The 23,654-nt window shown below is 37.6% G+C and carries 23 protein-coding genes; 13 read left to right on the forward strand and 10 right to left on the reverse strand.

Features of this window, described 5'->3' with window-relative positions; translation table 11 throughout:
• Positions 1 to 39 precede the first annotated feature (39 nt).
• Positions 40 to 1,437 carry a M28 family metallopeptidase gene (locus Q4496_RS02550; RefSeq protein ID WP_303609885.1) on the reverse strand — a complete coding sequence of 466 codons (1,398 nt, stop codon included), beginning with the start codon at positions 1,435 to 1,437 and terminating at the stop codon, positions 40 to 42.
• A 216-nt stretch (positions 1,438 to 1,653) separates the two neighbouring features.
• Between Q4496_RS02550 and Q4496_RS02555 the strand changes: the two genes are divergently transcribed.
• The 4 genes from Q4496_RS02555 (at position 1,654) to Q4496_RS02570 (ending at position 7,983) form a co-directional block, all read left to right on the forward strand.
• Positions 1,654 to 2,853, forward strand: coding sequence for an NAD(P)/FAD-dependent oxidoreductase (locus Q4496_RS02555; RefSeq protein WP_215971898.1), 1,200 nt, complete (start codon positions 1,654 to 1,656; stop codon positions 2,851 to 2,853).
• Between the two features lie 32 nt (positions 2,854 to 2,885).
• Complete coding sequence (locus Q4496_RS02560) at positions 2,886 to 3,251, forward strand: MliC family protein (protein ID WP_215971735.1); 366 nt, start codon at positions 2,886 to 2,888, stop codon at positions 3,249 to 3,251.
• A 397-nt stretch (positions 3,252 to 3,648) separates the two neighbouring features.
• Positions 3,649 to 6,978, forward strand: a complete 3,330-nt coding sequence (locus Q4496_RS02565) for an MHYT domain-containing protein (RefSeq protein WP_303609886.1) — start codon at positions 3,649 to 3,651, stop codon at positions 6,976 to 6,978.
• 21 nt (positions 6,979 to 6,999) lie between these two features.
• Positions 7,000 to 7,983, forward strand: coding sequence for a two-component system response regulator (locus tag Q4496_RS02570; protein ID WP_215971733.1), 984 nt, complete (start codon positions 7,000 to 7,002; stop codon positions 7,981 to 7,983).
• 3 nt (positions 7,984 to 7,986) lie between these two features.
• Here Q4496_RS02570 and Q4496_RS02575 read toward each other — a convergent pair whose 3' ends face one another.
• Positions 7,987 to 8,553: a TetR/AcrR family transcriptional regulator gene (locus tag Q4496_RS02575; RefSeq protein ID WP_215971732.1), complete on the reverse strand. Its 567-nt coding sequence runs from the start codon at positions 8,551 to 8,553 to the stop codon at positions 7,987 to 7,989.
• Positions 8,554 to 8,730: 177 nt separating this feature from the next.
• Here Q4496_RS02575 and Q4496_RS02580 point away from each other — a divergent pair, with 177 nt between their 5' ends.
• On the forward strand, positions 8,731 to 9,201 hold the full coding sequence (locus Q4496_RS02580; protein WP_303609887.1) for a nuclear transport factor 2 family protein: 471 nt from the start codon (positions 8,731 to 8,733) through the stop codon (positions 9,199 to 9,201).
• A 67-nt stretch (positions 9,202 to 9,268) separates the two neighbouring features.
• Here Q4496_RS02580 and Q4496_RS02585 read toward each other — a convergent pair whose 3' ends face one another.
• Positions 9,269 to 9,499: a glutaredoxin family protein gene (locus Q4496_RS02585; protein WP_215971730.1), complete on the reverse strand. Its 231-nt coding sequence runs from the start codon at positions 9,497 to 9,499 to the stop codon at positions 9,269 to 9,271.
• Between the two features lie 178 nt (positions 9,500 to 9,677).
• Between Q4496_RS02585 and Q4496_RS02590 the strand changes: the two genes are divergently transcribed.
• On the forward strand, positions 9,678 to 10,385 hold the full coding sequence (locus tag Q4496_RS02590; RefSeq protein ID WP_215971729.1) for an AraC family transcriptional regulator: 708 nt from the start codon (positions 9,678 to 9,680) through the stop codon (positions 10,383 to 10,385).
• A gap of 101 nt (positions 10,386 to 10,486) precedes the next feature.
• Complete coding sequence (locus Q4496_RS02595; protein WP_303609888.1) at positions 10,487 to 11,413, forward strand: DMT family transporter; 927 nt, start codon at positions 10,487 to 10,489, stop codon at positions 11,411 to 11,413.
• Between the two features lie 82 nt (positions 11,414 to 11,495).
• Here the strand turns inward: Q4496_RS02595 and Q4496_RS02600 are convergent, their stop codons facing one another.
• The 3 genes from Q4496_RS02600 to Q4496_RS02610 form a co-directional block, all read right to left on the reverse strand.
• Positions 11,496 to 12,044, reverse strand: coding sequence for a hypothetical protein (locus Q4496_RS02600; RefSeq protein WP_303609889.1), 549 nt, complete (start codon positions 12,042 to 12,044; stop codon positions 11,496 to 11,498).
• A 109-nt stretch (positions 12,045 to 12,153) separates the two neighbouring features.
• Complete coding sequence (locus Q4496_RS02605) at positions 12,154 to 13,740, reverse strand: YHYH protein (RefSeq protein WP_303609890.1); 1,587 nt, start codon at positions 13,738 to 13,740, stop codon at positions 12,154 to 12,156.
• A gap of 88 nt (positions 13,741 to 13,828) precedes the next feature.
• On the reverse strand, positions 13,829 to 14,719 hold the full coding sequence (locus Q4496_RS02610; RefSeq protein ID WP_215971726.1) for a LysR family transcriptional regulator: 891 nt from the start codon (positions 14,717 to 14,719) through the stop codon (positions 13,829 to 13,831).
• Positions 14,720 to 14,846: 127 nt separating this feature from the next.
• Here Q4496_RS02610 and Q4496_RS02615 point away from each other — a divergent pair, with 127 nt between their 5' ends.
• The 3 genes from Q4496_RS02615 (at position 14,847) to Q4496_RS02625 (ending at position 17,822) form a co-directional block, all read left to right on the forward strand.
• Positions 14,847 to 15,833: a zinc-dependent alcohol dehydrogenase family protein gene (locus Q4496_RS02615; protein ID WP_303609891.1), complete on the forward strand. Its 987-nt coding sequence runs from the start codon at positions 14,847 to 14,849 to the stop codon at positions 15,831 to 15,833.
• Positions 15,834 to 16,013: 180 nt separating this feature from the next.
• On the forward strand, positions 16,014 to 16,982 hold the full coding sequence (locus Q4496_RS02620; RefSeq protein WP_303609892.1) for an LLM class oxidoreductase: 969 nt from the start codon (positions 16,014 to 16,016) through the stop codon (positions 16,980 to 16,982).
• A gap of 36 nt (positions 16,983 to 17,018) precedes the next feature.
• The gene (locus tag Q4496_RS02625; protein ID WP_303609893.1) at positions 17,019 to 17,822 is read left to right on the forward strand and encodes an SDR family NAD(P)-dependent oxidoreductase; all 804 of its coding nucleotides are present in this window, start codon (positions 17,019 to 17,021) and stop codon (positions 17,820 to 17,822) included.
• Positions 17,823 to 17,929: 107 nt separating this feature from the next.
• On the opposite strand, the gene Q4496_RS02630 is transcribed toward Q4496_RS02625, so the two are convergent.
• The 3 genes from Q4496_RS02630 to Q4496_RS02640 form a co-directional block, all read right to left on the reverse strand.
• Positions 17,930 to 18,268: an RNA-binding S4 domain-containing protein gene (locus Q4496_RS02630; RefSeq protein ID WP_215971722.1), complete on the reverse strand. Its 339-nt coding sequence runs from the start codon at positions 18,266 to 18,268 to the stop codon at positions 17,930 to 17,932.
• 230 nt (positions 18,269 to 18,498) lie between these two features.
• On the reverse strand, positions 18,499 to 19,191 hold the full coding sequence (locus tag Q4496_RS02635) for a cupin domain-containing protein (protein ID WP_215971721.1): 693 nt from the start codon (positions 19,189 to 19,191) through the stop codon (positions 18,499 to 18,501).
• Between the two features lie 113 nt (positions 19,192 to 19,304).
• The gene (locus tag Q4496_RS02640) at positions 19,305 to 19,673 is read right to left on the reverse strand and encodes a VOC family protein (protein WP_215971720.1); all 369 of its coding nucleotides are present in this window, start codon (positions 19,671 to 19,673) and stop codon (positions 19,305 to 19,307) included.
• 500 nt (positions 19,674 to 20,173) lie between these two features.
• Here Q4496_RS02640 and Q4496_RS02645 point away from each other — a divergent pair, with 500 nt between their 5' ends.
• The gene (locus Q4496_RS02645; protein WP_215971719.1) at positions 20,174 to 20,692 is read left to right on the forward strand and encodes a TetR/AcrR family transcriptional regulator; all 519 of its coding nucleotides are present in this window, start codon (positions 20,174 to 20,176) and stop codon (positions 20,690 to 20,692) included.
• 94 nt (positions 20,693 to 20,786) lie between these two features.
• Here the strand turns inward: Q4496_RS02645 and Q4496_RS02650 are convergent, their stop codons facing one another.
• Positions 20,787 to 21,062, reverse strand: coding sequence for a hypothetical protein (locus Q4496_RS02650; RefSeq protein WP_303609894.1), 276 nt, complete (start codon positions 21,060 to 21,062; stop codon positions 20,787 to 20,789).
• A gap of 290 nt (positions 21,063 to 21,352) precedes the next feature.
• Between Q4496_RS02650 and Q4496_RS02655 the strand changes: the two genes are divergently transcribed.
• Together Q4496_RS02655 and tyrS are read left to right on the forward strand one after the other, a co-directional pair.
• The gene (locus Q4496_RS02655; RefSeq protein WP_303609895.1) at positions 21,353 to 22,147 is read left to right on the forward strand and encodes a response regulator transcription factor; all 795 of its coding nucleotides are present in this window, start codon (positions 21,353 to 21,355) and stop codon (positions 22,145 to 22,147) included.
• A 102-nt stretch (positions 22,148 to 22,249) separates the two neighbouring features.
• A complete protein-coding gene (tyrS, locus tag Q4496_RS02660) occupies positions 22,250 to 23,509 on the forward strand; it encodes a tyrosine--tRNA ligase (protein WP_303609896.1) in 1,260 nt (419 codons plus the stop codon).
• The last annotated feature ends 145 nt before the right edge of the window (positions 23,510 to 23,654 follow it).

Below are 23,654 nucleotides of genomic sequence, written 5' to 3' on the forward strand. Positions count from 1 at the left end.
ACAACATTATTTTACATTTGAAATAGTTAGCTATTCAATCTAGTCGCCAAAGCTACCTGCTGCACCAGGGAAAACAACCGGACTTTCTGTTCCGTCTGCAGCAACACTCGCCACACCAAAGAAATAATTATCAATGACAACATTTTTTAACGTAAATTCATTTACGTTACCCACGAATCGGCTAAATTGCCACTGTGAAGCATCAGTAAAACGCCAGTAAATTTTAAAACCAACAAGTTGCGGATTTTCTGAAGCTAATGGCAGCGACCAAGAAAGTGTTGTATCCGGCTTTACCGTACCCGCTATTTTAACATCTGCCGGAGGGGTTGGTGCCATCGCCATTGAGGCTAAAGAAACAGCGTTAAGCGACGTTAATTTTGCCGCATATTCAAAATTAACGCCATCAAGCGTATCACCATAAACAATACCATTTTCAGTACGTAAGTCTTGATGTTGACGGTTATAATTTTCGTTAGTTTCCATAATTCTTATTGCCGGAAAACCCACTTGATTAAACGGTCTATGGTGTCCTCCGCGGCCAAATCGGTCTAATCGGTAAATCATCATGGTATCTAAATTAGGAATGTATTGATCGGCAATACGATCTATATAACGTGCTAAATTACGACTAGGTGAGTCAACTTCGCCACCCGTAAATCGTCTACTTTTAGCTTCACTAGCCGTTTCTGTTGGGCGAGTTCCTTCAGAAAAAATACGGGCAGTCGTATTGTTTATAACACCATTAACACCTTCAATATTGCCAATCATGTCATTATTTAAAACAGCTTTAATTCGCCAGCCATCTTTCAGCGCTTGCTTGGCCATTATTTGTCCGCCAAATAACCCTTGCTCTTCGCCCGCTAAAGCAGCATAAATAATACTCCCCTGAAATTTATATTTCGACAGTACTCGCGCAGCTTCAATCGTTCCAGCTAAGCCTGATGCATTATCATTAGCACCGGGAGAATCTGAAGTAAAATTCATCACATCAGACACTCTAGAATCAATATCACCCGACATAACTACATAACGGTTAGGATCAGACACACCTTTTTGAATAGCAATAACACTCACAACCTCAGTAGGATCTGGAATCCGCTTTTCACCGCTAATGGTTTCAGATTGATAGTAAACCGTAAGACACCCACCACATTCGGCAGAGATTTTATCAAACTCAGATTTAATCCACCGACGTGCTGCGCCAATACCTCTAGTAGTTGACTCTGTTTCCGACAAAGTATGGCGAGTACCAAAACCTACTAATTTTTTAATATCTTGTTCAATACGATTCGCAGATACTTCACTGGCTATTTTATGAAGTTGTTCATTATCCACTGGGCCAGTTGATGTTGTTGTAGAAATATCACTCGCCAATGAGTGGCTAGCAACAATAACAAGCGGCAACAAACTAACTTTATACAAGGTTTTTATATTCATCTAACATTCCTATTGAGTTTTTTCAAAAAGGCAAGAAACAAGGCATGCACTAAAATGTAATTAAAATTCAATAACTTTTGCCAAACTTCGTCATTAGCCATTAATTTATCACCAATAAACTGACGACACAAGAACAGCGCAGAATGGCATTTCTGTGCTATTATCGCCCTTCTTCATCGAAATATATCCCCTAAAATAGCAAGTTTAAAAATGACTATAACCCATACTGATGTTTTAATTATTGGCGCTGGTGCGGCTGGCTTAATGTGTGCTGCTAGTGCTGGATACCGTGGTCGCACCGTTACCGTAGTTGATATGGGTAAAAAAGCTGGCCGAAAAATTTTAATCAGCGGTGGTGGCCGTTGTAATTTTACCAATCAAAATACAACACCAAGCAATTATATATGCCAAAATCCTCATTTTGTTAAATCAGCTTTAAGCCGTTATAGTGCTGATGATTTTATTGAGTTAGTCGATCGTCATGGCGTTAACTATCATCATAAAACCTTAGGACAACTTTTTTGTGATGATAGCGCTCAAGACATTGTTAATGTATTGCTTACAGAATGCGAATGGGCAGGTGTTACCCTAAATTTACGTACTGAAGTACTCTCTGTTAGCCAAAATGACGATAAAACCTATTTAGTAAAAACGTCAGACAAAGAATACCAATGCCAATCTTTAGTTGTGGCCTCAGGCGGTTTAACAATGCCAAAACTGGGTGCTTCACCCATTGGCTACAAAATTGCTGAACAATTTGGTTTAAACGTATTACCAACTACGGCAGCCTTAGTGCCATTCACCTTACATGAACATGACAAAAAACGCTTTGATGGCTTATCTGGCATCAGTATTGACTGTAACGTTACTAGCGAAGATGGCACCAGTTTTAGAGAAAACATTCTCTTCACACACCGCGGTTTATCTGGCCCTGCAATATTACAAATTTCATCCTTTTGGCGGGCAGGCCAAGCCATTACAATTGATTTACTGCCCAACCAACAACTAACAGATACCATTAACGATTGGCGTGAACACCAAGCGCAAAAATCTGTTAAAAATTTACTGGCGACGATACTGCCTAAACGCTTCGTAGAAGTAATAATGCAAGACGATATCTGCGCCACAATAATTACTGACAAAGCTATCAACCAACTCAGTCATGCTGATATTAACGCGCTAAGTAAGTACTTGCATCACTGGCAAATAAAACCGAATGGCACGGAAGGTTATAGAACAGCAGAAGTTACCTTAGGCGGTGTGAACACTGACGAACTCTCGTCAAAGACCTTTGAAGCAAAGCATTGCGCCGGCTTATTTTTTATTGGTGAAGTCATTGATGTCACTGGATTCTTAGGTGGCTATAACTTCCAATTTTGTTGGGCTAGTGGTGTAGCTTGCGGACAAGCTGTTTAAGTGAATATGCAATAATAAAAATGAACAAAACCATGAAACAAACATTTATCATTTCCACCCTCGTTTTTTTGCTTTGTGCATGTACAGTAAAGACCCTTAGCCTGCCTAAGGATATAGCGACTAAGTCCTATATTTTTAGTTGTACAGATAAAGGTTTAATAAAAGTGCTGTATTCAAAAAACGGGACTGAAGCAACCATAGACATTAGTCTGTCTGAGCTTAAGGTTGATAAAAAAGCATTACATTTTTACCAAGCAGTATCTGCCTCTGGCGCTCGCTATATTAATAAATCTAGCAACAACATCACCTACGAATGGCATACCAAGGCTGATTACGGGCACATCAGTATGCTTTCAGGCACTAATAAAAAGTTCAGTATTTCATGTCAATTACAATAAACGAGCCTAAGAATAAATAGAATATTTAATATAGCGATAATAAAATCTATAGCAAAACTGATGTCACTCTCAGTTATTAATCAATGAATAATCAATACTATAGATAGATATCGCTAATTGCTCATTTTTTATTGCCTAAAGAGCTAAAGAAGTCTTACCACCTGCCGATACTTACTTCTTACGAGTAAGCGCTTTCACAATTTCATGCCAAAAAACTTGCAAAAAGCGTACAAAAAAACCATTATTTAAATAACAGTATCGAAATCATCATATTCCAATGATATAACCTTGTTAGTTATAGGTCAGTGCCATTTAAAATTGCCCCTTTATTAACGACAATGAATTCTTGGTAATCTAGAGATATCTCTGTATTTTTCCCTAGTTGAGTCAAACATATATGCCAAACCAAATTACTGAGCTCTTTCTATATGACGATTACAATCTTTTTGTTACCACGTCGTTTAATCCATGGCTAGTTATTCTATCTGTGTCTATCGCTATTATTGCCTCCTTTATGGGGTTTCAAGTGGCTGCACAAGCAGCCAATGCCAACCCACGTCGAAAACATTTTTCATTATTCATTGGTAGCTTTGCCTTAGGTGCGGGTATTTGGTCAATGCACTTTATTGGTATGCTAGCAGTAGAGCTCTGTACCACGGTTTCCTATCAATTTAACCTGACTGTTTTATCCCTCATTCCAGCCATTGCCGCCTCATGGATAGCACTGAATATTATTATTCGTGATGAAGTAAAATTTCAGCAGTTAGCTTTAGGTGGTGTATTAGTGGGTTCCGGTATTGGAACCATGCACTATGTTGGTATGGCGGCGATGGAAATGGCGCCATTATTACGCTACAACTTCACTATATTTGCTATCTCTATTTTAGTTGCAGTAGCGCTAGCAACTCTAGCTTTATGGATTAGGTTTGGCTTAAAAAACACTAAAATTCACTGGTTAAATAATTACATAAAAACCATCATTTCAAGCTTCGTTATGGGCGCTGCAATTTCGAGTATGCATTATACTGGTATGGCTGCGGCTCGCTTTGTATTACCACCTGGTTTTGAGCTTTCTAAGCAAACTAGCGAAGTGTCTATTTATCTTGCGATGATCATCACCGCGATTACTTTAACTATCATTTTCTCAGTGCTCGCAGCAAATTTAATCATGCGCTACAAAGACCAAACACTCATTGCAGCAAATAATGAACGTCGCCTAATTGCGACAATGGATACCGCGATTGATGGCATAATCACAATAGATGAAAAAGGAATAATTATTAGCGTCAACAATGCGGTATCAACGTTGTTAGGTTGGTCTAGAGAAGAGATGATAGGGCAAAATGTAAAAATGGTTGTGCCTATGCCTGATCAAGCTCATCACGATAGTTATATTGATAATTATATAAAAACACGTGAGAAAAAAATTATTGGCTCTGGACGAGAAGTTGAAGCACTAACCAAAAGTGGTGAACTTATTCCTATGCGACTCGGTATTGGGCATGTCGAACTTAACAATCAACACATGTTCGTAGCCTTTATTTCCGACTTACGTGAACGCAAATCGATGGAAAATAAATTACGTCAAGAAGAAGCTAAATTACGCTCATTAGTATCGAACATTCCTGGTGTTGTCTATCGTAATAAAGATGATATTCACTGGCCAAGCCTTTTTATTAATGACGAAATAGAAAACTTGCTAGGTTACCCCGCACAAGATTTTTTACTACCTGAGCCTAAGTGCCGTGTGGGCGATTTTGTACACCCAGATGATATGAAGATCATTGAAGATACTAACTTATATCACCCTGAAGGATTTCAAGTTGAAATCAGAGTTATTGACCGATATAAAAAAGAAAAATGGGTCTTAGCTTATGGCAGAACCATCAAAGACGAAGTAACTAACGACGTGTATTTTGACGGCTTCATCATGGATATTACCGAACGTAAAACTATGGAATCAGCCCTTGTTGCCTCGAAAGAAAAAGCTGAACAAGCAGCCGCAACACGTTCGGCATTCCTAGCCAACATGAGTCATGAAATTCGCACCCCCATGAACGCCATTATAGGCTTCAGTGATATTTTGTTAGATGAAGAGCTTGAACAAAGTCATCGTAAGCACCTAAATACCATCAATCAGTCAGCGAAATCACTATTACATATTCTCAATGATGTGCTCGATAGCGCTAAATTAGACAAAGGTAAATTTCAATTAGAATATAGAGACTTTTCATTAGTAGAAGAAGTAGATTCTGTTGTATCAACATTATGGTTACAAGCACAAAATAAAGGCTTGGCTATTAACCTAAATATCGACAAAACTGCGCAACGTTTTTACAACGGTGTACCAGATAGAATAAGACAAGTGTTAACTAATCTTGTCGGTAACTCAATTAAGTTTACTGAACAAGGCAGCATTACTATTGATATCCACAATACCAAGCCCGATACGCTACATTTTTCAATCACAGATACAGGTATTGGTATGACACCGCCACAGTTAGCAACAATCTTTGATGCCTTTGCTCAAGCAGATGAATCAATGAGTCGTCGCTTTGGTGGTACAGGTTTAGGAACAACAATCAGTAAACAACTTGTCGAATTAATGGGTGGTACCATTTCAGCACAAAGTGAGGAAGGTCAAGGGTCAACCTTTGAGTTTAGTATTCCAATTAAAGTAGTTAAAGCTTCAGCTAAAAAACAAGTTGTTCAAGCACATGCTGAATTACCACCACTTAGCATATTGGTAGTTGATGATATTGAGCAGAATATAGACCTATTAAGCTTAGTGCTAAAACGTCACCATCATACTGTATCTGTTGCGCGTAATGGCGAACAAGCACTATTGAAAATGGAAAACGACTGTTTTGATGTAGTGCTAATGGATATACAAATGCCTGTCATGGACGGACTAACAGCCTCGATAAAACGACGTGAATTTGAGCAAGCAAATGATTTACCAAAACTCCCAATTATTGCCTTAACTGCCAGTGTATTGCCGCAAGATAAAAGATCGGCTGTAGAAGCAGATATGAATGGTTTTGCCAACAAACCAATCGATGTAAATCAGCTTATCAGCGAAATAGCACGTACGCTCGACTCAGAAAACATAATGCCTGAACCAGCCGTTGTTATTCCTACTGAGCAGTTGAGAGTTGATTTAGATAAAGGCATTGCTTTATGGGGCAATAAAACTACCCTATTTAATGAAATAATACGTTTCCTTCAGCAATCGGAAGAAGATATTGCAGCACTAACACTACTACGTAATAACAGCGATTGGCCGGCACTAAAAGCGATTGCTCACAAGTACAAAGGAGTTACCGGTAACTTAGCCCTTAATCGGTTAATGACCATGTTTAGTGACTTAGAACAAGCAAGTCTACATGAATTAACTGAGGAAGCGGCTACAGCAACAGACGCTATTCAGCTTGAAATTAATTCATTAATTGACTGTTCTAATAAAATGGGGACAGCAAATAATGCAATAACCGATTCAGGTGGTGAAGAAGTTTCCCTGCAAGAACTTTACACAATGCTATTGCAACTTGAACAACATGTACAACACAATGAGTTTGACGAGAGCTTACTAGAAGCATTAGAAAGCATGTCTTCAACCCACTCAAAGGAAATAAAAGACATAATTTCAGCCTGCAATGACTTTGATTTTGAAGTCGCGGCTAATCGAATCAGCGTATTAAGCGATACCTTGAAGTCGGCCATTTAAATTATTTTACAGAGAAAGAACATGGAATTATGCAAACAAAATGTATTAGTGGTAGACGACGAACCGACTAATTTAAAAGTATTAAATAATATTCTTAGTGATACTTATAAGCTTACTTTCGCTAAAAGTGGCGAAGAGGCTTTACGTTTAATTAAAAAAGACAAACCCGATTTAATTTTACTCGACGTTATGATGCCAGGAATGACCGGTTATGAAGTCTGTGAAACCCTTAAAGGTGATCCTTCATATAAATCAATTCCTATCATTTTTGTGACGGCATTAAACGACACTGAAGACGAAGCAAAAGGTCTTAACCTAGGTGCTGTAGACTACATTGCCAAACCTGTTAGCCCGCCTGTCGTAAGAGCACGCGTAAAAACACACTTATCACTAGTTGATGCAGAAGAGCTAAAGCGCACCAGACTACAAGTAATACAACGTTTAGGCCGTGCATCCGAATACAAAGATAACGAAACTGGCATGCATGTTATGCGCATGAGCCATTACTCAAGAATAATAGCCCTCGCTTACGGTTATACAGAAAAAGAAGCTGACAACTTATTCCATGCGGCACCAATGCACGATATTGGTAAAATTGGTATTCCAGATAGCATCATGCTCAAACCAGGTAAGCTTACCGAGGAAGAGTTTGAGATAATGAAAAAGCATCCTGAAATTGGCGCTGAAATTTTAGGTGAGTCGGATTCAGATCTAATTGAACTCGCTAAAATAGTCTCAATGACTCATCACGAAAAGTGGGATGGTACTGGTTATCCCAATCAATTAAAAGGCACAGATATCCCACGTTCTGGCCGTATTGTTGCCTTAGCTGATGTATTTGACGCGTTAACTAGCGTTCGTCCATACAAAGAGGCCTGGTCAGTAGAAAAAGCGGTCGAATTTATTCAAGCGCAAAAGGGCAAACACTTTGACCCTGAATTGGTCGACTTATTTATACAGCAATTAGATAAAGTTATTGAAATAAAGCAGCGCTGGAAAGATTAACCCTTAAAAAACTAACGCGAGCGCCTTTGCTTTTAAAGCAGATTGTTTGTCTCCCATTACATGTGCGCAATTAATACAACCCTCTTTGAGTAACAATAATAACCCTACCAGCGAATTAAGCTGATTCTTATCGGGTATTAATGGTTCAAGTTGTTGTTCGAAAAAATGCTTAATATGTGTTTTGTGCTGCAAACATAATTTTTTGATTTCATTTTGATGATCGCTATATTCTGCTGCAGAATTGACAAAAAAACAGCCACTGAATGACCCTAACTCCACTGATTTATCATTAATCCACTCATCTAACGCATCAAATACTTGCTTAATAAAGATTTCAGTTGAGCTGTTATCATTACACTTTTGGATAAACCATGTCATAAAGCTGTGATCTCGCTCAGCAATACAAGCCTGAATTAACGCTTCTTTACTGGTAAAGTGATGATATAAGGTTTTTTTAGCAACACCTGATTCTACCAAAATTTCATTAATTCCTACCGCATGAATACCTTTTTTATAAAATAACTTTAACGCAGTATTTACTAGTTGTTGACGCTTATCTATTTGTTTCATTTTAGATTCTTACTGTGAATGAAGTAGTTAACTAACTAATTAACTTGGTGATAAATAAAATATTGCACAAGTATACAGACTTGTCTACTATGACTCAACCAGGTAGACAAGTCTGTATACTTCGCGACATTGTTTATTGGGTTATTAAAGCAAATTAAATCAATCATTGGAGTTAGTATGGAAAATACACGCCCACCTTTACCACCATTTACAGCAAAAAGCGCAGTAGAAAAAGTAAGAGCTGCAGAAAATGGTTGGAACAATAAAGATCCACAAAAAGTATCTTTGGCTTATACCGTAGACAGTCAATGGAGAAACCGTTCAAGTTTTGTTAATGGCAGAGATGAAATTGTCGAGTTCTTAACTGAAAAATGGCAAAAAGAAATAGACTATAAATTAATTAAAGAGCTTTGGGCTTTTACCGAAAACCGTATTGCCGTTCGTTACGCTTATGAGTATAAAAATTCGGAAGGTCAATGGTTTCGTGCATATGGCAATGAAAACTGGGAATTTGATGAATTTGGCTTAATGAAAAATCGTTATGCTTGTATTAACGATTTAGCTATTGAAGAAAAAGATCGTTTATTTACCTGGCAAGGTAAAATTCGCCCAGATGATTTTCCTAGTTTGACTGAGCTAGGGCTATAACTAATAAGCTTAAAGAGTAATCAATAACTATATTCGTATTGATTACTCAATTATCTAATATTGCGTATTAACCAGCACCATAAATTTTCTTAAAATTTGCTAAATTCCAACCAATCATTACTTCATTGCCAATTTTTAGTGCCGGAACAGAGCGAGCACCAATAGCATCAAGCTCTTTTCTACCACGTTGCATTTTTGCATTGGTCAATCGGTATTTAATGCCATTATCATCTAAATACTTTTTCGCTTCACGACAATGAGGACATTTATCTGAAATATATAAAACAACGCGTTTCATCGCTAACCTTTACCGAGCTATTAAAGACTCACTATTTTACTGAAGTCTCAACAAAAAACAAAAATGAATTAACTGGACCATCAATTATAGATAAAAACTAATCCTTCCCTTTATTATCTATTACTCTACTATGTATAACTGCAATAAGGATAAAATAGACCGTACATTATTTACTATTATGAAAAACTTATTATCCATTCGTTCGTACAGTACAAAACCAACCCTGCATTCACATTCTTTTCATCAATTGGTTTTACCTTTACGGGGCGTGATAAACATATCTGTAGGTAACTTCAGTGGTAAAGTTGCACCCAGTGAGTGTGTCGTAGTTAAAGCCAACGAAGAACACTTGTTCACAGCCGATAGTGAAGCTCGATTTGTAGTCGTAGACATGGAAAGCCTCCCGTTTAATATTTCATCTTCACAATGCCTGGTTTTTACAATTAATACATCGCTTAGAAGTTACTTAACTTTTATTGAAAACCAACTAGAAAACACAGTTAATGCCCAACTAGAGCAGGCAATGTTCGAATTATTTAGTTTACTACTGGCAGAACAAGCGTTATTGCCAAAAGTAGACAATCGCATTGGTATGGCAATATCCTTTATAGAAAATAATATTGCTGATCACCTTAAAATAAAGCGTTTGGCCGAATCAGCTTTTCTAAGTGAGACACAGTTCAAAAAAATATTTAAGCAACAAACAGGTATGAGCGTAATGAAGTATGTAACAAAACTTCGGATGGAAAAAGCCCAAGCTTTGCTTACCCACACAGATTACCCATTACACATTATTGGTGAAAAGATCGGTTATAAAGAGCCCTCAACATTTAGCCGGAAATTTTCACAATACTTTGGCTTATCGCCTACCAAATTCAAAAAGTAAACTTAGTCTGAATTGTTAACTATTGCGTCTTAATTGTTAAAAATAACCTTCATAATTAGCATACTATTTCTGTCTTGAAGTTATTATCTACAGGTTTCATTATGGACATTCATCACGAAAATTTTACGGGTGTTATTGCGATTATTATTGCTAGTTTTCTTTGGGGAACCACAGGTATTGCAGCAAGCTATTCACCCAATGTAAGTGCTTTAGCTATTGGTGCATTCTCAATGGGGATAGGTGGTGTACTGCTTGTTGTCAGCGCGCGCAAAAAGTTACTTATTGACTATAAACTTATGCTTAAGCAACCTAGCGTATTACTTTTTGGTGCCGCTGCTGTTGCTATCTATCCGTTAGCATTTTATACCTCTATGCGTTTGTCGGGTGTTGCTATTGGCACGGTTGTTTCTATCGCTACAGCCCCTTTTTTTGCCGCCATCCTTGAATGTATAATTAGTAAAAAAAGCATATCATTTCAATGGATGTGTAGCTTTTTCATTGGCGCTATAGGTATTACGTTATTAACTTTAGGCACAGAGCAACACCATAATGCTACCTACAGTCTTCAGCAGCAGAGTGTAGGTATTCTTTTAGGTTGTATTGCAGGATTGGCTTATGCAAGTTATTCATGGGCAGCAAAGCGTTTAATTGAAAGAGGTATTCATTCACAATCGTCAATGTCAGGGTTGTTTGGTTGTGCGGCGCTACTGTTACTCCCTTCATTATGGTTTACCGGTGATAACTTATTTTCAAGCACAACTAATGCTATGGTATCGTTGTATATAGCGGTAATTCCAATGTTTTTAGGCTACCTACTGTTCGGTTTTGGCTTGAATTTTATTGCAGCAAGTAAAGCGACACTCATAACATTAATTGAACCTATGGTTGCCACTCTACTCGCCATTTTTATCATTGGAGAAAGGTTCAAAGTAATTGGCTGGCTAGGTTTTGTATTAGTTTCATTATGTCTATTAATGCAAACTATAAAACCTAAAATGGTATCTCAACCGATTGGTCAAGCCATGTAAATTCGCTTTAAATCGCTCTAGACATAATAGCCGTGAGTTAATAGCCTCGCTGTACTATATGAGAGCGCTTTACCTTAGTAAATTAGTCGTCATCTTTTACCGGAAAGCTTTCAAATTTATGTTTAACCTTCTCAGGTGCATTACTGTCAATATAAAGTGTCGAGACAATTTTTTTATCCTGAGCTGTCCAATACATATGACCATGATTGTTCAATGTTACCGATACTGTATTTATCCCTTCTTTAAAGTGTTCATCAGGTAAATGCACATCTAATCCATATACACGCTGAATTTTTATGCCGTTTATATATAAATGCGCATGACCTTCAACAAAGCCGCTTTGTTTATCGATAGATACAGACATAAGATCTGCCATACTAGAAACGCCATTTGGTGGCGGTGTTAAATGATAGCGTTGTATTTTAAGGTGTAGGTTATAGCCCGACATTGCATCTTTATTTAATACCAAACTTAATGCTGGCTCTTTTACATTGGTTGGCACCGCAATAGGTAAATGCGAATGATCCATTTGCATCGGTTTAGTTTGTTCATTACTTACCGACTGCGCTTTGCTTTCACCTATGCTAGCAGCCAATATCATTACTAAAATAACAAAATAATTTTTCATCATAACTTGGATAACTTCACCTAAAATTTAAACATACTATATCAATACAGTTACAAAATAAGATTAACGCAGAGGCATTACCCCTACGTTAATTTTTGACTTCAAGAAGGAATTATCCGTTTGGAGGACCGCCACCTGGAGGACCTCCACCCGCTGCGGAAGTAGCACACTGACTGATAGAATTAGTGGCAAGTTCGCCTTTAAAATCTGGCCCTATCGTATAAGGATACGCAGGTATTAATGTACCGTCTGCATCTTGTGTTAACGTAATATGATAGTGATAACCTTTACCATCGTTAGTATCGTGACCATTATGCTTATCTAACTGAGCGCCTGTGACTGTTTCGTTAGCATAATAGTAATCTTCATAAAAATAACCATCGTCTGCTGCTAAAACGTTACCAGATAAAGTAGTTACACTCTCACCAATAGCTGGGCCATTTGCTACGGTTTCAACACCTTGAGAAATATCAGCAGGGTCAACTAAAATACAGCTTCTTTCACCTTCAGTACTACAACCACCTTCACTTGCATCTAAACCGTAATCACGAATTTTCCAACCACTAACCGCTAAAGTATTCGCACTTTCATATGGTCCATAAAGTGGATAACCGTCAGCAGCAAAACCATAAATTGGAGAATGCGCATCGCTGCTATCACCTACTAAGGTAGCTAAACAACTAGTATAAAAATGATGATGATAATCACCTTGTGCCGCATGACCACCACAAATATCAACATCGTACTGCTCTGCAACAGGTGCTAGGCTATACCAAACGTTATTGCCTTCGCTCATGCCATCGCCCCAGTTATAAATACTGGTACCATTAACCATCAAACCAATTTTACCTAAACCGGTTTCACACGCTTCTTCAGTTTCATCTATTACTGTTGGCTCTGCAGGGAAGTAAGCTTGAGTTGTTTGTTCAGTAGGACAGCCTGGACCTGGAGGCCAGTAACCATCTCCACCTGTATCTAAACAGTTTTCAGTACTACTGTTGTAACCAATGTCTTCACCAAAGGTAACTACTTGTCCAGCTACGGCTGAAGTACTGCCAGAGCTAAAATCGGTAGCAGCTTTAGGACGTTGATTAAGTTGTTCTACAATAGATTCGGTGATCGTTACGTCGTACTTAGGAATACCCGTTGTTTCAACATACGCATATTCAACATCCACACTATCTTCAACTACCGTAACCATTTCAGCAACTTGTACGTTTACTAAAACACTGCCTGAGGTTGAAGAAATTTTTTCCGAGCTGAGTTCATTATTAATTATCCAACTTGATAAACTTGGTACAGTAGTTGTGGTTTGCGGATTAACAGTAATTTCAATACTATCAGATACAACCGCATTAGTGCCGTCATCTACTGTTAGTTCAAATGTAAGTACTTCTTGGCTTTCAAGCTCAGGAGCTGTAAAAGTAATAGTAGTACTATCAACCTGGGTTATCGTAACAGTAGTGCCAGCGGTTTGGCTCCAAGTGGCAACAATTTCGTCATCATCTGAGATAGACGCAGTAATAGTCACTTCTTGCGCTGATGTAACCGTTTGATCGGCTCCAGCATTTACGACAGGCACTTCATTAATAATTTCCACTGGTGCAGTTGAATCATCCGAATCACTTGAATCACTACCACCACAGGCGGTTAATCCCAACATAGGAATTAACGCCAACATCAACATTGATTTTTTCATACAAAATTTATTTATAAAGGTAATTTAAAAGAAGTCTAACCATAAAATGTGCAAACAATGTGGAAAAAATGTGGAAGTGATAAATAAATTAGTCCCAATAAGGGTTATCGCCAAAATAGTCCGCAAAATAATCGATAAAAGCTCTAACTTTTGGCGCAAGCAACCTAGAGCTAGGATAAACAGCCCAAATTGCTGTATCAGTCGCAATGGGATATTTATCAAGTATTTGAACAAGTTCTCCGCTTTGTAGATGTTTATAAACACTCCATTTAGAACTAATGGTAAGACCTAAACCATTAACACAAGCATCTCGAACAGCTTCACCATTATCGGTTCTTAATACGCCTTTCACTTTAATGTTCACTTGTCCCTTGGGTGTATGAAACGCCCAATCGTCTAGGCCTATTAATGTAATACATTGATGAAAATTTAAATCTTGCGGAGATTTTGGCTCTCCATTTTTGGCTAAATACTCAGGTGATGAACATAATATTCTAGTGTCGGGTGCAAGTTTTTTAGCAATTAAACTCGAATCTTTTAATGCAGAATTACGAATGGCAATATCGAAGCCACCTTCAACCAAATCCACTATGGTATCGGAGAGTTTTAAATCCACATGTAAATCGGGATATAAGGTTAGAAACTGTGTTAGCGCCGGCAGTATATGCATTCGTCCAAAAGAGGCGGGCGCTGCAACACGTAATGTGCCTCGGGGAAATGCGTTACCCGCACCAACTGAAGCGCGCGCGGCTTCAATACTAGAGATCACATCTTCTGCATGTGGCAAAAAAGCTCTCCCTTCTTCAGTAAGTGATACTTTGCGGGTGGTTCGATGAATTAATCTAACCCCTAATTCTGCTTCTAGTTTATTAATATGCGCACTAGCAACGGCTGGAGATAACCGTAACTCACTGCCAGCTAGACTAATATTATGAGTCGCGGCAATTCTAATAAAAAGTTTAAGATGTTCAATATTCATTATTATCAACAAAAACTATAAAGTGATTCTTTATTTAAGCCTATTATCAAAATAATTAATAGTAAATATACTGACTTCATTAAATAACATCTATTAGTTAACGACTTAATCAAAAAAGGTAAATCTCATGAAAGCAATGATCATAAAAAGTTTTGGTGGCTCAGAAGTGTTTGAAGTAGCAGACATCGCAAAGCCTGACGTTAAAGCAGGCCATGTTCTCGTTAATATTAAAGCAAGCAGTGTAAATACAGTAGATACTATGATTCGTCAAATGGGCGATGATTTACCGCTTTCTCCGCCATTACCTGCAGTATTAGGAATGGACTTTGCAGGTATCGTTGCAGAAGTAGGCGCAGGTGTTACTCAATTTTCAGTTGGGGATGAAGTTTATGGCTGCGCTGGTGGATTAGCCGATTTACCTGGCACATTGGCAGAATACATCGTTGCTGATGCCAACTTAATCGCTAGAAAAGCAAAAAATTTAACTATGCGTGAAGCGGCTGCAATTCCTTTGGTAGGTATTACTGCCTACGAAGGATTAACCCGTGCCAATACAAGTAAGGGTCAAAATGTCTTAGTACATGGTGGCTCAGGTGGTGTTGGCCATATTGCTGTTCAACTTGCTAACTATATGGGCGCTAATGTTTTTGCTACCGGTGGTGGTGATAAACAACTCGCTTTAATTGAAACGCTTGGCGCAAAAGGTATTAATTACAAAAACGAAACAGTTGAAGAGTACGTTGCTAAACATACCGACGGCCATGGGTTTGATGTAGTTTTTGACTCTGTTGGTGGCGAAAACATGACTAATTCATTTAACGCAGCCTCGTTAAACGGTCATGTTGCTTCAACGGTTGCTATGGTGGAATTAGATTTAAGTGTTGCGCATTTTAAAGGACTTTCATTACATGTAGTATTTATGTTGATCCCTATGTTGCACAACTATAAACGTGAAAACCATGCTCAAGTTCTTAACGCATTAACCAGAATAGCTGAAACTGGCGCGTTACGCCCAGTGTTAGATGAGCAAACGTTCCGTTTAGAAGAAGTAGGTAAAGCACACGATCGCCTTTCAAGTGGTCAAGGCATGGGTAAAGTCGTCGTAGACGTTTAAGAAATTATTCACCTTAAAGCGCGTACTAAAAGCCTCTATTAGTAATCATTTCCTTGTAGCAAGCATTGGTACTTAGCCTAAGTTGTTTTTGGGCAGAATTAAGTAGGTTACTCTTTTAATTCTGCCCCATATTCTTAAGTGAAACTGACAGAAATAAAATGAACACAAGTGGAGTTTGAAATGCACACCTCGTTAGAACAAGTTGATTTTGACTCGATTAATCGAGGTTACAATCGTATTTTCAAACCTAATCGGTTAAGTATTGGTTTAGTTATTCCTATAGAAAATTACGCTGATAATTCTGTACCGACCATGGAAGATCATATTGAACGTGTACAACTCGCTGAAAACTTAGGTTTTGCATCAATATGGTTGCGAGATGTGCCTTTTGATGTGCCTTCATTTGGTGATGCCGGACAAATATTCGACCCTTTTGTTTATTTAGGATTGTTATCCGGTATAACGAAAAACATTACCCTTGGCGTATCAAGTATTGTATTACCGACAAGGCATCCAGCCCATGTTGCTAAGGCAGCGGCAAGTGCCGATGTTTTATCTAAAGGGCGATTAGTTTTAGGCGTTGCCTCTGGTGATAGATCCGAAGAATACCCTGCATTGAATGAATCATATGACGATCGCAGCATTCGTTTTCGAGAAAGTTTTTCTTATATAAAAAGAATGTGGCAAGACAAGCCAGCCTTTAATAATCACTATGGCCAGCTTGACGGCAACATCAATATGTTGCCTAAACCCGTTTCCAACAAGCTTCCTTTAATTATTACGGGAAGTAGCCAACAAAACATCAGTTGGATTGCTGAGAATAGTAATGCTTGGATGACTTACCCAAGGAAACTTGACGACCAAACTCATGTGATTAATCATTTTCAACACAAGGTAAAAGAAGCTGGTAGAGCGGTTCAACCCATTATGCAGCCACTTTATATTGATTTAGTTGATGATCCAGACTTTCCCCCAACGCCTATTCACCTAGGCTTTAGGATTGGAACTCGCCATCTTATTAATTATTTAAGCTCGTTAGAAAGTATTGGCGTAAATCACGTTGCACTGAACTTACGATTTAATCAATTGAATATTCCGGCAACATTAAAACGTATTGCAGATGAAATATTACCCAATTTTTCTGCTTAATTTATGACTTAACTTTACTATTTTAAGGGCAACAACATGAGAAAAGTAATTCTAATCACAGGTGCAACCGACGGTATTGGCCTAGAAACCGCAAAGCTTTTAGCGGCGGCTGGTCATGATTTATTAATACATGGCCGTAGTATTGCAAAGTTAAACACTATTAAAAAACTATTATCGACAATACCCAATGCAGGAAGCATCAACAGTTACTTAGCTGATTTATCTGCTTTTTCTGATGTTAAAAAATTGATAGTAGATATTAAAAATGAACATAAAAACCTTGATGTACTCATTAATAATGCAGGTGTGTTTAAAGCTAGTAATACAACAACACCCGAAGGATTAGATGTTCGATTTGTTGTTAATACTATTTCTCCCTATAGCCTTGCTCAAGCGCTTTTATCCTTACTTGGCAATTCAGGACGAATTATTAACCTTTCTTCTGCTGCCCAATCACCTGTATACATTGAAGCATTACTTGGCAAGGCCGAACTAAGTGACATGGAAGCTTATGCCCAAAGCAAGTTAGCCATTACTATGTGGAGTAAAGTGCTTGCCGACAAACTTAATGGCGAAGGGCCAACAGTTATTGCCGTTAATCCTGGATCTTTACTTGCCTCAAAAATGGTAAAAGAAGGGTTTGGTTTTGAAGGCCATGATTTAAGTATTGGCGCTAAAATATTAGTACGTATGGCACTAGAAGACGGTATTGCTAAACATACCGGTGAGTATTTTGATAACGACATTGGACAGTTTTCTCAACCACACCCAGATGGGTTAAATCCAAAAAAATCGGCAGCCGTGATTGAAGCGATAGAAACCATTATAAACCTAAACTAACAATAATTAGTGCTATCTTTAACAGTGTGCTTGAGGCAATTTCTATCACTTTACCTAATTATCTATAAGATAATAGGTTTTACGAATGTAATATTTTAGCGTACTAATTACGGGGTAGTATTAGTTTCAGATGAAAGAGCCCGTGCTTTACTTTTAGCTCTTTTTTTTCTTTGCTCTTTTTTACTCGCTAATACTACGGTATTTATAAACTCGGCTGATTTCTTGGCGGGGTTATAAGCAATTTCAATAATATTACCGTTATATTCGATAATATCGCCATGACGAATCTTTTTACGCTTTTGAACAACAACATTATTATTTACTAAAACATTACCTTCACTGATCATGGTTTTAGCTTCGCCACCACCAACCATATTGGCTATTTTAAGGAGTTTAAAAAGTTCTATCGGTTCAACACAAATGTCGAAAGTTGGGTGTTCAGACATGAAATACGCCTAATGGTTCTAAAAAATAAGATTATTACTATTCTAGCACGCATTGCATAAAACTTATATTAACGATACTTTTATGCTGAACAAGAATATCCGGTAAATAACGAATGTTAGAATACGCCAAAACGTTAGTTACCAAGGGTAAAAACTAAATATCAAAACAATTTTTAAATGATTACTAACGGACAGATTTACTTAAAATTTATCGTAAAACACCTGTTAAATTAAGCGCTTTGCACACGCATAATTTGATTTTCAATATCAATTAAATGACCGGTTTTAAGCCAAACTTTTGCACCTTTTTTACCCGCTTTAGCGTGAATTTCACTATGTACAGGAACACGTAGCCAGCTATGCTTTGTTAACGTATCTTTTTGCTCATTTAATGAGCCTGACAATACCAGTAATTCAGCGCCCTTTGCTACATTCAGTGTTATTTCAGCACCCGGTTCAAAATGTAATAAGCTCACTTCTTCAATAGGGTCTTTATACAAAGGAGTAACATGTATTCCCTTAAAATCTGCATGGGGAACACTGCCCATAAAATCTGTTTGCAAGCATACATGCGTTCTATCATTAGGCTGAAACTGCCATAACTTTACCAATATAACGCAACCCGTTGCTGAACTTGGCTGATGTTTAGATTGCGGTGGGTTTCTAATATAAGAGCCAGCAGGAAAACTGCCATGTTCGTCTTGAAATATACCCTCAAGCACAATAAATTCTTCACCCCCCGTGTGTACATGAGGTGAAAATTCACTACCGGGCGCATACCGTACTATGGTTGTCGCACGAGCAACTTCAGCGCCTACTCTATCAAGGGGTCTTCTATGCACACCCGGCATAGGTGATTCAATCCATTCAAGAGAGTCGCTATGCACAACAACACGTTGACTAAAATCTGCAGCAATTTTCATTTTTAGTTCCTCAATTTAATTAACCTAACCTAACTTAACCTAAGCTCAACTTAGTTAATAAAAACAAAAGGTCGATAAACATCGACCTTTGCTGTGTATTTCACTATTGACGATTAAGTCATATGGAAGAAACAAAGTTTATTTCCATCTAAATCATAAACATATGAACCATAGAAGAAATCAAAACGTTGTCCAGGTTCACCAGCATCAGTAGCGCCTAATTCAATTGCTTTATTATAAAGCGCTTTTGCACCTTCAATAGAGCCACCAGGAATAGCAACTTGCTGTCCATTACCACAACTTTGTTCTTCATTATTGTGAGGAATACATACCGCTAACATTGCACCGCCAGCTTCTGTTCCATAAAATTTAATTCTATCCATTTCCATTACTCTTTTACCGCCAACTAGCTCAAGTAAAGCATCGTAAAAAGAAACAGCTTTGTCTAGGTCTTTTGAACCAATAGTAGTATATCCAATCATTGTTAATACCTTCATTTTATAAGTTAAATGAGTAAACATATTTGTAAGTTGTTAGTGGAATAGCCTTATAAATACATTTTGCTTCGAACGAGGGAATATTATCTACCTACTAGTAGGTAGTCAACGATTTATTTTAATCCGTTCTTAAAAAACACTTATAAATGCCAGTAAGACAAAACATAACAACCTGATTTAAAGGTTAATTTTATTATTTTATAAAAAACAAATAATTATTAAACCTTTCAAGCAGAGGTTTAGACAGGCTAATAATTAGCAATAAAAATTGACATTCTCTTAAACAAAGCTCACGCTGCACACAAACTACCACTTGGTAGGTAGGTGTTTTTTTAAGGTTGAATATCCGTAGTGCCATCAAGCCTGACTAGCTTGATTACGTTAATAAAGTTAATGTAATTCACTGCAATTTCTTCAAAGTAAAATGCCTTGTAATGGACAATCTACTGTTAGATAATTGCCCGTCAAGTCATAGGAAGATGATCATGAGTAAAAAAGAAGAGCTCTTAAAAATCGCCGAAAATAAAGTACGCCAAGGCGGTTACAACAATTTTAGTTTTAGAGAAATTGCCAATGAAGTAGGCATTAAGAGTGCCAGTGTGCATTATCACTTTCCTACAAAAGCTGATTTAGGGGCTGAGCTAGCACATCAATATACCGACGCTTTTTTAGCGGCATTAGGTGATGTTGACGACATTAAAGCACGAGGCGAAAACCCTATTGATATTTACACTCAAATTTTCAAAGGTGCATTACTAACTGATGATAAAATGTGTTTATGTGGATTATTAGGTGCTCAAAACGAAAGCTTACCAGAAAAAGTGCAAGTTGAAGTAAAACGCTTCTTTGATAAAAACTTAACTTGGTTACATGCTGCACATACCGCCAATGGCGAAGCTAACCCCGCTCATGCTGCAATAACCACAGTAAGTTTACTTGAGGGTGCAATGATGATTAGCAAAGCCCTAAACGACCATAGCTACTTTACACTTGCGACTCAATAATTGGGCATACTGAACTCGATTCAGGATCTCAATCGTTATGCTATTACCCTTGGATATTCCGTATTAAGAGCCTTATTGTTACTAAATTATCAGGTTAAACATTACCGTTATTGTCATTAGGCGGTTCACCGCTTTCATCCTCATTTTGTACTTCTTCCTGCTTTATTCTTTCCAGTTTTTTGATTTCTTGGGCTGGAATTGGAAAAATAGATATTAGCGGGAAAATAGCTAGAAATACAAAGGCTCCTTTGGGCATCCTCTTACTCCAAACCACTAACCTATACATTCCTCGAAATATAAATAAAATAAAAACGACGACCAAGCAGTAATAAACAATGCTATCTATATCAATTGTATTTAATAAGTCCATCTGCTCTCCTAATCGGTCATCTAAAATATATGGGGAGATTATTAAGAATATTCAAGTAGTTGTTACACGTTTGTAAACATATCAATCAACAAGCAAGCACCTAAGCCAATTGTTCCTTGTCCTTTTCAGTGACTTGCTATATTTCAACACGCTATACGTATAAAATTGTTCACTTAATTAATGAAGCGGGTATTAAACTTATCAATATACTCAGATACGATACAATTACAGCACATAACACCCATACTGAAAGCTTGTTTACTACCCTTTGCTGCATACCAAGAGATTAAATGATGACGTTAGATTCAACAAATAAAGAATATAACCTGTTAGCACAATGTATAACATCGCTTAATAGTGTTAATTTTTCACAACAACTAGTTGAATTTATTGATTATTTTATCGACTATGATTGTCTGCTTATTCTTGGTTATCGACAGGGAAAACACCCCATCTACTTGTATGACTCTATTGATTCTAAACGAGAGTTACTTTTTCAGCGTTATTTAATACATTCATTTGTTTACGACCCGTTTTATATTGCTTTAACCCAAAATAATATTGAAGGCGTATATAGCTTACAAGACGTTATCTCAGATATTGGCGAATATAAAAACTATCAACAAGAGTTTTATCACGAAACCAATTGGCAAGATGAATTAGGCTTAACGGTGCGTATTGATGCAGCACGATGGGTTGTTATTTACTTTGGCTACACGCAGACAGAAAAAAAATTTACCGAACAACAAAAGCAACAATTAAAAAATCGTTACCCGCTAATACAAGCGTTATGTCATCAGCATTGGTCACATGACACCTTTGTTTTAGGCAGCTCTAAACACAGCAATATCAGCCAAGCGATCAAGGAAGGAGTCGCGACTTTTGGTAAAGATCTACTAACGTTAAGAGAGCAAGAAATAACAGCGCTATTAGTACAAGGGTATGACTCTAAAGATGTTGCCGCGCATTTGTCGATAACCATTGGCACAGTGAAAAACCATCGTAAACGCATATATTCACAGCTCAACGTTGCTTCGTTAAGTGAATTATTTCAGTTGTTTTTAAATCATATCGCTCGCAATTAATTCTATTCTCTATCCCTTTAGGGACATTGTTGAGATGTATTAACTTCTTTAACCTAGCTTTACTCATTACTTAAATAAAACAGTTAAAGCTAGAGTAAAAATATGACCACTCAACTATTGAACGATATATCCCAACGCGGTTTAATTTCTCAGATCAGCCAACAAGAAGAACTTGGTAACCTATTACAAACACCGCAAGTGGTTTATTGTGGCTTTGATCCAACAGCAGGAAGTTTGCATATTGGACACTTAGTGCCGTTGCTGATGCTAAAACGATTTCAAGATGCTGGCCATCAATGTATTGCCTTAATTGGTGGCGCAACGGGTTTAATAGGCGATCCAAGCTTTAAAGCCACAGAAAGGTCATTAAACACCAAGCAAACGGTTCAACAATGGGTTGATTCATTGTCTGCACAAATACAAGGAGTAATGACGGCACATTTAGCACAACCGCTAACCATTCAAAACAATGCCGAGTGGATTGGCTCAGTGAATATACTCGATTTCTTTCGCGATGTCGGTAAGCATTTCTCTGTTAACGCAATGATAAATAAAGAGTCGGTCAAACAACGATTACTGCGTCCAGAGCAAGGACTTTCGTTTACTGAATTTAGTTACTCATTACTACAGTCTTTTGATTTTGCAGAGCTAAATAAACGTTTTGGCTGCTGTTTACAAATAGGCGGTAACGACCAATGGGGCAATATTGTGAGTGGTATTGATCTAACTCGTCGCCTTAATAAAACTAAAGTGTACGGGTTAACGCTGCCACTCATTACTAAATCAGATGGCACCAAGTTTGGTAAAACCGAAGGTGGTGCAATCTGGCTTGATCCAAGCAAAACTTCACCTTATGCCTTTTACCAGTTTTGGTTCAACACCGACGATGCCGATGTATACCACTTCCTACGTTACTACACCTTCTTGTCTAATGAAGAGATTGATGAAATTCAACGTACCGATCAATTAAGTAAAGGCAAACCTAAAGCGCAGCAAATATTGGCCGAGCAACTCACGCATTTTGTGCATGGTGAAGTAGGTTTAAACAGTGCAATGCGTATCAGTTTGTCGTTATTTAATGGCAATGTGCAGCAATTAAGCTTATCAGAGCTAACACAACTTGAACTAGACGGGTTAGATGTTATCACTGTCGGTCACAATAGTAATATATGTGACTTGTTAGTTACCGCTAAGCTTGCTAATTCAAAGCGTATTGCTAGAGAGTTGATAAGCAATAATGCCATTAAAGTGAACGGCGAACGAATCAACCATGTAGAGGCATCGTTAGACTTTCCACTCTTTGACCGTTTTTGGATTATCCAGCGCGGCAAAAAGCAATTTAAGCTGATCAAAAAACAGTAATTTAGTGATTGTTAAAAATATTGGGGGTTAGGTTGCAACGAAGCTGATTCTAATGGTTTTAATAATATTTAATACTTAACGTTCTAATTAGCTTCATATAATATATTGTATATTGATATCTTAATGTAATAAGGAAGTTATAGCC

Source organism: Colwellia sp. 5_MG-2023 (assembly GCF_030547795.1).
Taxonomy (GTDB): domain Bacteria; phylum Pseudomonadota; class Gammaproteobacteria; order Enterobacterales; family Alteromonadaceae; genus Colwellia.